The organism is Comamonas sp. HJ-2 (genome assembly GCF_053615495.1).
Genome location: NZ_JBSIFD010000009.1, coordinates 199,717 through 212,370 on the forward strand (window position 1 = coordinate 199,717; position 12,654 = coordinate 212,370).

Consider the following 12,654-nt stretch of genomic DNA (forward strand, 5'->3'; position numbering starts at 1 on the left):
CTGCGGGGCGGCCCTTGCTCGCTGTCCCTGGATCGGGCCGCGCCGGTTTCATGCGCGGCGCCATGGATACAGCCCACTTTTTGAAGCAAGAACATGACTGTGAAACTAATCAATGGCTACGAAGTCGTCATCGGCTTCGAAACCCACACCCAGCTGGCGACCAACAGCAAGATCTTCAGCCGTGCCAGCACCGCCTTCGGCGCCGAGCCCAACACCCAGGCCAGCGCCGTGGACCTGGCCCTGCCCGGCACGCTGCCGGTGATGAACAAGAAGGCCGTGGAATGCGCAATCAAGCTCGGCCTGTCGCTGGGCTCGACGATTGCGCCGCGTTCCATCTTCGCGCGCAAGAACTACTTCTACCCCGACCTGCCCAAGGGCTACCAAATCTCCCAGTTCGAGATCCCCGTGGTGCAAGGCGGTGAAGTCAGCTTCTATCTGGAAGAAGGCAAGAACAACGTCCTCAAGACCGTGCGCCTGGTGCGTGCCCACCTGGAGGAAGATGCCGGCAAGTCCGTGCACGACGAGTTCATCGGCCAGTCCGGCATCGATTTGAACCGCGCCGGCACGCCGCTGCTGGAAATCGTGACCGAGCCCGATATCCGCTCCACCGCTGAAGCCGTAGCCTACGCCAAGGAGCTGCACAAGATCGTCACCTGGATCGGCATCTGCGACGGCAATATGCAGGAAGGCTCGTTCCGCTGCGACGCCAACGTGTCCGTGCGCAAGCCCGGCCAGCCCCTGGGCACCCGCCGCGAGATCAAGAACCTGAACTCGTTCAGGAATATGCAGATCGCCATCGACTACGAAATCCTCTGGCAGATCGAGCAGATCGAGGACGGCCACAAGATCCAGCAGGCCACCGTGCTGTTCAACCCCGACACGGGCGAGACCCGCGCCATGCGCACCAAGGAAGACGCGGCCGACTACCGCTACTTCCCCGACCCCGACCTGCCCCCGCTGGTCGTGGCACCCGAATGGGTGGAGCAGGTCAAGGCCGAGATGCCCGAGCTGCCCCGCGCCATGGCCGCGCGCTTTGTCGAGCAATACAGCCTGCCCGAGTACGACGCCACCACGCTGACGCAAAGCCAGGCCATGGCCGCCTACTTTGAAGCCGCCGCCAAGACCTGCGGCCAGCCCAAGCTGGCGTCCAACTGGGTCATGGGCGAGATCTCGCGCCGCCTGAACATGGAAGAGATCGGCATGGACCAGGTCAAGGTCAGCGCCGAGCAGCTGGGCACCCTGATCGCCCGTATCCACGGCAATGTCATCAGCAACAACTCGGCCAAGCAGGTGTTCGAGGCGCTGTGGACCGGTGAAGGCTCCGATGTGGACGCCATCATCGAAGCCAAGGACCTCAAGCAGTCCAACGACACCGGCGCGCTGGAAGCCATCATCAACGAGGTGATTGCTGCCAACCCTGCCAACGTGGAGCAATACCGCGCCGGCAAGGACAAGGCCTTCAACGCCCTGGTCGGTCAGGTCATGAAGGCGTCCAAGGGCAAGGCCAACCCCGGCCAGGTCAATGAGCTGCTCAAGGCCAAGCTGGCCTAACTCTGTTACAAGCACGTCCCTCAAGGCGTGCCTCTGCCCCCAGATAATGGGAGCACGCTCCAGGGCCGCAGGCAGCATATGCCTGCGGCCTTATTACTTGCAGCTCATCCCAGTCCTCGGTCCCCATGCCCTGTGGCGCCTGCCCAGGAAAAAATCAGTGATCTTCTCGAACGCCTCACTCATCGAATCCGAAAAAGAGCGCAACCTCTGCAGCAAGTTTTTTGCCGGTTACTTTTTCAACGAATTCACGGCCGGCTATGCCAAGCGCATCGTCCAGTTCAACCGCTACATCCAGGAGGTCACGGGCCGCGAAGACCTGGGCATTCAAAGCCCCCATATCTCGTTTGACACCCACGCTTACCTGTGCCATGAGCGCCTGCGCAGCAAGCTGGCCGATGTGCTCATCTCAGACCCTGCGCGCCAGGTCTTTCTGTTCATCGAGACCAAATACCTGAGCAACTGGACTTACGCCGCCGATGTGGCCAAGGGCCTGGAGCGGCTGGACAAGGTCTTCGACGCCGATAAGAAGCCGCATCTGGCAGACACCCGCCAGCATTACTTTGTGCTGACCTCCAGGCGCAAGGAAGAAGCCGCAGGCCGCCCCGTGCAGCACTACGCCCCGGTGAATGGACCTATCTATGTTCCCTCCCCTGCGCGCGCCGCAGAAGTGAGCGAGGGCGACGCGGCTGAGTCCGCGAAGCCTTCTTTCACCAGCCTGCTCTATTGGGAAGACCTGGCCCAGATGTGCGACCGCTCGGAAGTGCGGCAGTACATGGAGGCGCGGTTGAAGCTGTGTGTCAGCAGCAGTCGGAATCAGCATAAGGCGGGGTATTTTTTGCCGGGGGCGTGATAGTTTGTTGTCTGCTCCCCCTCGCAGGCGCAGCCGAAGGAACGGGGGCAGCAGGGGCTGGCTCTTTGCTTACTTTCTGGTGGTCCGGCATACCGGCAGCAGAAAGTAAGTCGGCATGGCGGACCGAGACCCGCCCTCAGTCCACTAATCAGGCATGTCGCTAAAACAGAGACTTCAAGCCAAATGAGCCTTTAGCTCAATCGCATCAACGTAGGCCGCTATCAAAAAAGCGCTTTTTTTGTTGTACACGACAGAGGCCGGGTCTCGCCCCGGCAGGCGAGTTACCTTTCTTGCTCGCACAAGAAACGTAACCCCAAGAATGCGCCCCGACTGTCTGCGTCCCTACGCTTCGCTACGGGCAAACCTGCGTCACGCCATTCAGTCTGCGGTGCGGCAAAACTCGCTTTGCGCTGCGCGCGCCGCTCAAACAGGTTGCCGCAAGTCAGAGCACGATGCATTGGCACTCTTCGGTGCCAATGCCCGCAGCCCGAGCCGCGTGCCGCAGGCGCTGACACACGGGTGGATACGGGAGCGTGCGGCCTGCGAGAGCTATGACGAAATTGGCTTCAAGTGTTTATTCCGATTGCAGTAACAGCTATCAATTTGATAAAGAAGCTATCCCGCTCCCGGTATTGCCCCTTTTGCCCACGCCTGCGACGGCAGGCTCTTTGGGCTGGCAGTTGCACCGCAGAGTGCAACTGCATCGTCATCCAATCTGCGGCAACCTGTTTGAGCGGAGTGCGCCAGCACGCAGCGAGTCTTGCCGCACAGCCCCAAGCGCTTGACGGCGCAGGTTGCCCGCAGACGAAGCCGGAGGGATGGGGGCAGTAGGGGCTGGCTCTTTGCCTACTTTCTGGTGGTCCGGCATACCGGCCGCAGAAAGTAGGTCGGCAGGCGGCCGAGACCCGCCCTCTGCAAGCAAAGCAGGCATGTCGTTGGCTTTGCAAAACATGCCCTCATGTAACCCAGCAACCAAACAAGGCATCTCATCAAAACAAAACATCAAGCACTGACAGCTATCTTTTTCAAAAGCCACCGTTGATTACATAAATCCAAGGTAAAGCGCACACCAAACCCACACAAATCTGCGCACAATCCGGCGCAAACCCCATACTTTTGCGCTCCATGTTCTCCAAGCTGCTCAAGCCCCTGCTCTGGCTGCTGGCCCTGTGCCTGGCGGTCTATATCTGTATCTGCAGCTATATGTTTGCGCAGCAGCGCCAGATGATTTTTCCGGGCGGCGGCACGCAGGTGGCAGCCGAGAGCACCGATTTCTCGCTGCAGCGCGCCGATGTGCTGCTGCGGGGCTGGCAGTTGCACCCGGCCGACGGCAAGGCGCGCAATGCGGTGATCTACTTTGGCGGGAATGCCGAGAACATTGCCCACCGGCGCCAGCAGCTGTCGCGCAGCCTGCCGCACAGCGATATCTATATGCTGGCCTACCGCGGTTATGGCGCCAGCGAGGGCGAGCCCACGCAAGAGCTGATGGAGCTCGATGCCGCCGCCTTGTTCGATGAAGTCAGGCGCCTGCACCCCGAGCTACCCATCACCGTGATCGGCCGCAGCCTGGGCACGGGCGTGGCGGCTGCCGTGGCCGACCTGCGCCAGCCGGACCAGCTGGTGCTGGTCACGCCCTTCGACAGCATTCTGAACACGGTACGCGGCATGTATGGCTGGCTACCTGTGGAACTGCTGCTGCGCGACCCGTTCGACTCTGCCGCGCATCTGCGCAATTACCATGGGCCGATTCTGGTGCTGCGCGCCGGACGCGATCAGGTGGTGCAGCCCGAGCGCACCGACGCCCTGCTGCACAGCCTCAGGGACAAGGCGGTGCAGGTGCAGGCATTCGCCCAGGCGAATCACTCAACCATCTTCCGCGCCAACGGCTTCTGGAGCGCCATAGAGCAGTTCGTGGACGGGCATCACAAAGCGGCCTGAAAGGCCTCCGACGCTCCCAGCAGGTGCTGTCCGGCGATGGGTTTAAGTGCCAGTCAAATCCTTGACGACCGTCGTCGCGCCGTTTTTCCTGACGGACTCGATACCCGCATCGCGCGAGGCCGCCGAGGCATAGAGCTGGCTGCTGCCTATGACCTGGTGGTTGGCGGCCTTGAGGTTGAAATGCTCCTTGCCGTTGCTGGCGGTCTTTTTCTCGTAGCGCTCGGCCAGCGGGCTGTTGGTATGCACCGAGGCGATGCCGTTCTCGGCAGCCGCCCGGGTCTTGTACAGCTCGCTGGTGAGAATGATCTCGCCGTTGCCGGCCTTGAGCACAAACCGGAACTGCCCATCGCTGCTCTTGCTCAACTCGAAATGACCTGCCATCGGTTTCTCCTTGGTTGCAAAAAGCGGCCTGCGCCGCGGGGGTAGCCCGCACACTATAAAACCATCACCGCTGAAACCGCACATCTCATGACCTGCTCCGGCGTTGATGAATCCAGCCCTGTCAGCTTTTCATAGTGCTTTCAGAAGACGGCTGATCAAGCCCCAGGCCTTCTGCCAAGCCCTCGGCATAGCCGAGCATCAGCGTGCGCCGTGATAGCAGCACGGACGCCAACTGCGCCCAGCCCGCATGTTCCCGCACCTCGTCCTGCCCCTGACCGTAGAGCATGCGCAAATCCTCTGTCAGCCGATCGATCAGCGCCGCATCGGGCAAGCTGGCGCGCACAAATCCCATCCAGGCGGCTCCCATGCCGAAGAAACGATAACCATATTGCGCCGCAAGATGACGGATGACGGCGTGGTTCTGGAAGCTGTCCCAGTCCGCGCTGAAATAGCCGTTCGGCTGGCCCGCAATCATGAGCTCGTCGTCGGGCACGGGCAGACGCTGGACATAGACCACCTCGTCGAGCAGGACCTCGGGCCTGCGGTTGGCCTGCAGCAGGGCATCCACGTCCTCCGCAGCCAGCAGCAGCGTGCCGCAGACCTGCGCCCAGTCCTGCTCCAGCTCGGGCCGCTGCAGCTGCGCCACGCGGTGCTGCAGCGAAGCCAGCGTCAGGGCCTGCTCCTGCGCCGGGTCCTCCCAGTCCATGTCGTCGGGACTGTCAAGATACAGGCGCTCATCCTGGCTCGCATGGCCGCTGGTGTAGCTGCACTGACTCACATCGTCCAGCGTGCACAGATAGCGATGTGCAGGGTCGGCGGCACGCAGCGCGTCCAGCCGCTCCAGCACCTCGTCCAGCGTCTTGAACTCCTGCAGCCATTCATGGGCGAAGCCGAAGTTGCCCTGGCGGTATTCGGCCTGTTCCCCGTCGAATCTTCCTGTCTTCATTTGCGCAGCACCCGGCGATAAAAGAACACACACAGGCCCACGAAATAGGCCAGGCCCAGCCACATGGCGGGCGCAAAGCCTTCGCCCACCAGGGCCAGCGGTGCATCCTTGCCGCTGAAGCCTATGAGTGCCGCAATCAGCAGGCCCATCAGGCTCTCGCCCACGATCAAGCCGGAGGCCAGCAGCAGGCCTCGCTCCTCGGCCGCCGCCGTCCAGTCCTTGCCGCCGCGCTGCGCATAGGCCTTGATGGCTCTGACAATGCACCAGCCCAGCACCGCGCCTATGGTCAGCGTCAGGCCTATGGTGGGCGGCAGATAGATGCCCAGGCCCACGGCCAGCGGCGGCAGCGCACCCTTGCCGCTCTTGCGCAGGGTCAGATCGATCAGGATGACGGCAATGCCCACGGCCACGCCCAGACCCAGCATGCTCCAGTCCAGCGAGCCCTTGAAGATGCCGCTGGCAATCTGCATCATCAGCGTGGCCTGTGGCGCGGCCAGGGCCTGATTCGGGTCCATGCCGGCACGCGGCATGCTGCCGGCAAAACCGTAGGCGTTGTAGAGCAGATCCAGCACGGGCGGTATGACCAGCGCACCCACCAGACAGCCGATGATGAGCACGATCTGCTGACGCCAGGGCGTGGCCCCCACCAGATAGCCGGTCTTGAGATCCTGCAGGTTGTCGTTGGAGATCGCAGCCATGGCCAGAACGGCCGAAACCATGAACAGCACCAGCGCAATGCCCATCTGCCCCGCGACGGCGCTGGCATAGGCCGGCACCAGGGCATGCAGCGCCAGCAGGGCCACGCCCATGAGCAGGGTGGCGATGATGCCGATGCCCGAGATGGGACTGGCCGACGAGCCCACCAGACCGGCCATATAGCCGCAGGCCGCCGCCACCAGAAAGCCGAACAGGGCCGCGAACAGCACGCACAAGGCCGCCAGGCCGTAGCGTGCGCCAGCGGCCAGATCGGGCATATGCCCGGCGATGAAGTCATTGACCACCAGGAACAGCACGCCCAGGGCGGCGGCACCTATCGTCAGCATCCAGCTGCGCGGCATGTCCTTGTCGGTTTCGTCGCCACCGCCGCTCTCGGCAACGCTGCGTGCAGGCTGGTTGCGAATCGCCTGGACAATGGGCTTGGCCAGCGTGGCCACGGTCCACAGCGCCGAGATGCCGATGACGCCCGCCCCCAGAAAGCGGGCCTTGCTGCCCCAGAGCTGGGTGGACAGCTCGGAGAGCGCCTGGCCGGCCGCAGGAGACGCCTGGGCCGTCAGCCAGGGCACGACCACGCCCCAGCACAGCGCCAGCCCCACAAGCACGGCAATGCCTGCGGCCGCCCCCATCAGATAGCCGGCAGCCAGCAGGGCGGGCGAAAAGCCTGCCGCCACGCGAAAGGCCACGCTGCCTGCGGGAATCCAGAAATTGAAGGCATCGCCAAGCAGACGCAGACCGCCGCTGAGAAAGCCGAACAGCGCGGCCAGCCCCGTGCCCCAACCCAGCTCGCGCAAGCCCGAACTACGCGGTTTGCCCAGGTTCTCCGGATCGTGAAGATGGCGCTGCTCATCGCCTACGCGCAACACCTCGGCAGCGGCCACGCCCTCGGGATAGGGCAGCTCGGACTGCACCACCAGCACGCGGCGCAGGGGCACGGTGTAGAGCACGCCCAGCGTGCCGCCGGCCGCGCAGATCAATGCCGTCTGCCAGAACGGGAAACCCGTCCACAGCCCCAGCATGAGCAATGCCGGCAGCACAAAGATGACCGAAGACAAGGTGCCGGCCGCGGAGGCCTGGGTCTGCACCAGATTGTTTTCAAGGATGTTGGAATCCTTGAAGCGATAGAGCAGCGCCATGGAGATCACGGCAGCGGGAATCGCCGAGGCAAAGGTCAACCCGACCTTGAGCCCCAGATAGACGTTGGCGGCGGTGAACGCCAGGGTGATGAGCGCGCCAAGCAGCACGCCACGAAAGGTGAACTCTCTCTTGATTGGTGTATTCATTGTGCAAGCGGGAGGGTCTGTAACGGCACAAGCCTAGCATCAGCGGCGCGCAACACCATGTCCGTCGCGCGCCCTTCGGGCCAGCTCCTGGCATCGCCAATGGCCGGTCCATGAAAAAAGGAGACCAAGGTCTCCTTTTCCGTTCAGCGGCCAAGGCTTCAGAACAGCACGCGGCAGCGGATGGTGCCCGCAATCTGCGCGAGCTTTTCCAGCGCCAGCGCCGAGGACTTGGCATCGATATCGATCACCACATAGCCCACTTTTTCATCGGTACGCAGGTACTGACCGGCGATATTGATGCCGTTGTCGGCAAACACCTGGTTGATGGCAGAGAGAATGCCGGGGCGATTCTCGTGCACATGCAGGATGCGGTTGTTGCCGGGGTGCTCGGGCAGCGCCACTTCGGGGAAGTTGACGGCCGATGTGGTCGTGCCGTTGTCGCTGTACTTGACCAGCTTTTCCGCCACTTCCAGACCGATATTGGCCTGCGCCTCCATGGTGGAGCCGCCGATATGCGGCGTGAGGATGACGTTGTCCATGCCGCGCAGCGGCGACAGGAATTCGTCCTTGTTGCTCTTGGGCTCCTTGGGGAAGACGTCGATGGCCGCGCCCAGCAGCTTGCCGCTTTGCAGCGACTCCGCCAGCGCCTCGATATCGACCACCGTGCCGCGCGATGCATTGATGAGAATGCTGCCGGGCTTCATGGCGGCAATCTGCGCCGCTCCCATCATGCCGTTGGTGGAGGCCAGCTCGGGCACATGCAGGGTGACGATGTCGGACTGGGCCAGCAGCTCGTTGAGACCGCTGCTCTGCTGGGCATTGCCCAGCGGCAGCTTGGTCACCACGTCGTGGAAGATGACCTTCATGCCCAGGCCTTCGGCCAGCACCGACAGCTGGGTGCCGATGGAGCCATAGCCGACGATGCCCAGCGTCTTGCCGCGGATCTCGAAGGAATTCTCCGCGCTCTTCTTCCAGCCGCCGCGGTGGGAGACGGCATTCTTTTCGGGGATGCCGCGCAGCAGCAAAATGGCTTCGCCCAGCACCAGCTCCGCCACCGAACGGGTGTTGGAGTAAGGCGCGTTGAAGACCACCACACCGCGCTCGCGCGCTGCGTTGAGATCCACCTGGTTGGTGCCGATGCAAAAGCAGCCCACGGCCACCAGCTTCTGCGCGGCCGCGAACACATCGGCCGTGAGCTGGGTGCGCGAGCGGATGCCGACAAAGTGCACATCGGCAATCTTGCGCTTGAGCTCCTCGCCGTCCAGCGCGCCGGTCAGTGCCTCCACATTGGTGTAGCCCGCGTCATGCAGCACCTTGAGCGCGGAGGGATGTATGCCCTCGAGCAGCAAAAACTTGATCTTCGATTTATCCAGCGACGTCTTACCCATGATCCAGCCTCGATCCATCAAAACTCCATTACAGCGGTTTCGTAATTCCGTTACAGGATCTGGGTGCATCGCTCCTTCGTGAAGTGAAGAGGAGCCGCACCGGCGTCCCTGGCCCAAAAACAAGCACTGGGCGGGACGGAAGCGTGCATGTGTCGACTCAGCTGTAACAAATTACGACTTTCCGATTCGCTTCCTACAATCGCGATCATTCACGCGCTTCCAATTTCATAGTTGAAAGTGCAGACCACTCAAGCTTTTTACAAGGATTTGCTGCCTATGCTGACCCTCTTGCGCCGCGCAGAAGATTTGCTGATTCAAGTTCTGCGTCTTGTCTTGCTCGCCTTTTCCATCTTTGTGCTGTTTGGCATGGGCCACTGGATCTGGGACCACTACAAGCCCAAGAAGCCCGATATCGCCACTGCCGGCGCAACGGCGCTGAACTGGAAGGATGCGCCCTACGACCTCAAGTACATGGAAGAAGAGACCGGCCGCGACCTGAGCGTCCTCGGCAACGCCGTGCCCATGGAAAAGCGTCTGGCCGACCCCGCCCTGCGTCCTGATTTCCGCAAGGCCGACGGCCTGCTGCGTGGCTTCATCTACCGGGACACGGCTGCGCGCAAACGCGTAGAAACGGAAAACAGCAGCCAGGGCCTGGATCCCATCCACCCCCTGCTCAAGGGCGATGCCCTGCCCTCGGCCGACGATGTCAACCGCCAGATCAAGATGCGCGAGGCACGTGAAAACTCCTGCTGCGACAAGGAGGCTGCCGACGCGGCCGCTGCCGAGGTGGATGCCGCCTGGACAGCTCGCCGCATCTCGCTGACCCGCGAGGACCGCATGGCCCGTGCCGCCGCAGATGCTGCAGCCGATGCAGCGATTGCGGCAGCCGCCGAGGCTTCGGGCGAAGACGCCATGCTGATGGATCCGGTGAACCTGGCCTCCGAAATCAACGACCGTGCCCAGGCAGCCGAGATGGAGCATGGCGAGGGTTCATACGCGGCCTACATCAAGGGGCTGCCCGTGGCGCTGGAGAAGGTGCTGGGCAACGAAAGCCTGGCCAAGAAGCTGCAGCAGCAGTCCGCTCCGCAGATCGTCAACACCTTGCTGACCAACTACACACTGTCGTTCGACCGCACGGCCGCCAAGCTGCGCGGCGACAACCCCGATGAGGAAAAGTGGGAGTTTCTGGGCATGGACACGGCTTTTGCCACGCTGCTGATTTCCTGCCTGGTGATGGTGATGATGGCGCTGGTGATGTTCCGCATGGAGCGCCATCTGCGCGGCATCGGCGCGCAATCGGGTCAAAAGTCCTGATCTCCCGGCTCCGGCACAAAGGCCGGAGCTTGCGCTATGGTTTCGGGCCCGCCGCTGTACAGCAGGCGGGCCCTTTTCTTTTCAGTTCAGCGATATCACCATGAGCACCACCCGTAGCAGTACCGTCCCCGTCCACGCGCAATTCGTCGAGCGCATGTCGCCGCGCGCCTTTGTGCCTGAAGCACTGAGCGCTGTCCAGATCGAGCAACTGGTGGAAGCCGCCCGCTGGGCGCCTTCGGCCAGCAACAAGCAGCCCTGGCACTTTGCCTACGCCCTGCGTGACGACGCGAACTGGCAGGCGTTCTCGCAGATCCCCAACGAAGCCAACCGCCGCTGGTGCCTGAATGGCGGCGCGCTGATCGTGCTGCTGTCGGACAGGCAGGCCTCCGCCGCCAAGCACAGCTTCGATGCGGGCTGCGCCTGGGGCTATCTGGCGCTGCAGGCCCATGCCATGGGTCTGGCCACGCACGCCATGGGCGGCTTCTCTGCCGATGAAGCCCGCAAGGTGCTGAACCTGCCCGAGCATCTGGTGCCCGAATGCGTGATCGCCGTGGGCCGCCGCGCCGATGCCGCCACGCTGCCCGACGATCTGCGCGAGCGCGAGCAGCCCTCGGGCCGCAAGCCGCTGGCCGAAATGCTGAGTGCCGGAGCCGTTCAGGCCGCCGCAACCGCCTGAAGCGGAGCCAATCCCGCCAAAGCTCCACAGCTCACCCTGTGGAGCTTTTTTTGACAGAATTGCCGCATTAATCAATACAACATTGCGGGAGCAGCTATCAAATTTGCGCCCCGTAGCCTGAGCCTATGTCCGTCATGCAAACAATGTGGCAGCGCCTGGGGCCGGTGGCCTCGCGCCCTTCTTGGAAAGAGCTGATCCGCGCCAGCATTGGCGCAGGCCTGGGCCTGGCTCTGGCCGGCATTCTGGTGGGGCTGGTCGAGCATTTCTTTCCCAACACCCTGTTTCTGTTCGCACCGCTGGGCGCCACGGCCGTGCTGGTGTTCGCCGTGCCCAGCAGCCCGCTGGCCCAGCCCTGGAACTGTGTCGTCGGCAACACCGTGCCTGCTCTCTATACCTTGCTGCTGCTCTGGGCGTTTCCCACGCTGTCCCAGACCTCGCTGGCCGCGCTGGCCGTGGCAGGAGCCATTGCCCTGATGCTGCTGCTGCGTGCCCTGCACCCACCGGGTGGCGCCGTGGCCTTGCTGACGGTACTGGCGGCGGCCCAGATGGCGCCGCTGGGCTGGCATCTGCTGATTCCCATGGCCGTGCTCTCAGGCGTTCTTGCTGCAGTCGGCGTGCTCTACCATCGTGCCTGCGGCCGTCCCTACCTGCACCAGCAGCCCCAGGCGGCCAAGACCCAGCGCCCCACCACGCGCCTGGCACTGAGCGAGCAGGATCTGGAGCAGCTGTTGCAGCGCTTCGAGCAAAGCTACAACCTGACACCCGAGGACCTCGGCGAGCTGCTGGCCGCCGCCGAGGAGGAAGCCATCAAGCGCCGGCTGTCCAGCGTGAACTGCGGCTCCGTCATGTCCGCCAAGCTCCTGACCGTCAGCCCGCAGACTCCGCTCGAAGAGGTCGCCGAGCTGTTTCACCGCCATCTGATCAAAAGCCTTCCCGTGGTCGATGCGCAAGGTGAGCTGATTGGCCGCGTGCTGCGCGCCGACCTGTTCGACTGGCTCTGGCAGGATCACCGCGCGCGCCAGCAGCAAAACCTCTGGCAGCGCCTGCGCAGCAGGCCATCCAAAGTGCAATCCGTAGCCCAGGAACTGATGCGCGCACCAGAGATGAGCGTGCAGGAAGACACACCCATGGGCGATCTGCTGCACGAGCTGGCATCGCACAGCGTTCAGTTCATTGCCGTGCTGCGCGGCAAAACCCTGGTCGGGGTCATCACGCGCTCCGACGTGATTCGCACCTTGCTCTCCATCAATCAATAGCCATGCGGGCAAAGGCCCTCTTGCCTGACACGGGCTGCTGGATAAACTATGGGCAGTACTGGTTTGATTGCCCGAAAAGGAGTTGCTGCCATGGACGCCGTGTTCACCCCCAACCTCGACAAGCTGCGCAACATCGTGCAAAGCTTTGGAGCCAGTTCCTTTACCGCGACACAGGTGGCCACGGAATATGAAGGCAGCACAGCCAGCAGCGAAATCACCAAGACCTTCGAAGAGCTGCTCGCCCACCACGCCACCGTGCTGGGCATTCAGTCCGTGCCGGGCCACCATGTGGTCTGGCGCGCAAACTGAGCCGCTGACAAGCCTCTTCATGCATGCCCACTTCGGTGGGTATTTTCT

The 12,654-nt window shown here is 62.9% G+C and carries 11 protein-coding genes; 7 read left to right on the plus strand and 4 right to left on the minus strand.

Translation table 11 applies throughout. From position 1 onward, the window contains the following. The first annotated feature begins 93 nt into the window (after positions 1–93). The 3 genes from gatB to ACWGXF_RS08990 all read left to right on the plus strand — a co-directional run bounded on the left by gatB (position 94) and on the right by ACWGXF_RS08990 (position 4,339). A complete protein-coding gene (gene gatB, locus ACWGXF_RS08980; RefSeq protein ID WP_039050962.1) occupies positions 94–1,551 on the plus strand; it encodes an Asp-tRNA(Asn)/Glu-tRNA(Gln) amidotransferase subunit GatB in 1,458 nt (485 codons plus the stop codon). 157 nt (positions 1,552–1,708) lie between these two features. Then, a complete protein-coding gene (locus ACWGXF_RS08985; protein ID WP_012836752.1) occupies positions 1,709–2,401 on the plus strand; it encodes a hypothetical protein in 693 nt (230 codons plus the stop codon). Positions 2,402–3,526: 1,125 nt separating this feature from the next. Then, positions 3,527–4,339, plus strand: coding sequence for an alpha/beta hydrolase (locus tag ACWGXF_RS08990; protein ID WP_039050963.1), 813 nt, complete (start codon positions 3,527–3,529; stop codon positions 4,337–4,339). A 42-nt stretch (positions 4,340–4,381) separates the two neighbouring features. Here ACWGXF_RS08990 and ACWGXF_RS08995 read toward each other — a convergent pair whose 3' ends face one another. From ACWGXF_RS08995 to serA, 4 genes are all read right to left on the minus strand, one after another. Further along, positions 4,382–4,720 carry a YegP family protein gene (locus ACWGXF_RS08995; RefSeq protein WP_452101844.1) on the minus strand — a complete coding sequence of 113 codons (339 nt, stop codon included), beginning with the start codon at positions 4,718–4,720 and terminating at the stop codon, positions 4,382–4,384. A gap of 121 nt (positions 4,721–4,841) precedes the next feature. Then, positions 4,842–5,666, minus strand: coding sequence for a hypothetical protein (locus tag ACWGXF_RS09000; RefSeq protein ID WP_452101845.1), 825 nt, complete (start codon positions 5,664–5,666; stop codon positions 4,842–4,844). After that, positions 5,663–7,663 (minus strand): OPT family oligopeptide transporter, encoded by a 2,001-nt coding sequence (locus ACWGXF_RS09005; protein WP_452101846.1) that lies wholly within the window; start codon positions 7,661–7,663, stop codon positions 5,663–5,665. The genes ACWGXF_RS09000 and ACWGXF_RS09005 overlap by 4 nt, the downstream gene beginning before the upstream one ends. A gap of 158 nt (positions 7,664–7,821) precedes the next feature. Next, positions 7,822–9,051: a phosphoglycerate dehydrogenase gene (gene serA / locus ACWGXF_RS09010; RefSeq protein WP_034357918.1), complete on the minus strand. Its 1,230-nt coding sequence runs from the start codon at positions 9,049–9,051 to the stop codon at positions 7,822–7,824. 276 nt (positions 9,052–9,327) lie between these two features. On the opposite strand from serA, the gene ACWGXF_RS09015 reads away from it, so the two are divergent. The 4 genes from ACWGXF_RS09015 to ACWGXF_RS09030 all read left to right on the plus strand — a co-directional run bounded on the left by ACWGXF_RS09015 (position 9,328) and on the right by ACWGXF_RS09030 (position 12,606). After that, positions 9,328–10,365 (plus strand): hypothetical protein, encoded by a 1,038-nt coding sequence (locus ACWGXF_RS09015; RefSeq protein WP_003070384.1) that lies wholly within the window; start codon positions 9,328–9,330, stop codon positions 10,363–10,365. Positions 10,366–10,465: 100 nt separating this feature from the next. Beyond that, entirely contained in the window at positions 10,466–11,041 is a 576-nt protein-coding gene (locus tag ACWGXF_RS09020; RefSeq protein ID WP_452101847.1) for a nitroreductase family protein, read from the plus strand. Between the two features lie 134 nt (positions 11,042–11,175). Further along, positions 11,176–12,297, plus strand: a complete 1,122-nt coding sequence (locus ACWGXF_RS09025; RefSeq protein ID WP_452101848.1) for an HPP family protein — start codon at positions 11,176–11,178, stop codon at positions 12,295–12,297. Positions 12,298–12,387: 90 nt separating this feature from the next. Continuing rightward, positions 12,388–12,606: a hypothetical protein gene (locus ACWGXF_RS09030; RefSeq protein ID WP_003070377.1), complete on the plus strand. Its 219-nt coding sequence runs from the start codon at positions 12,388–12,390 to the stop codon at positions 12,604–12,606. The last annotated feature ends 48 nt before the right edge of the window (positions 12,607–12,654 follow it).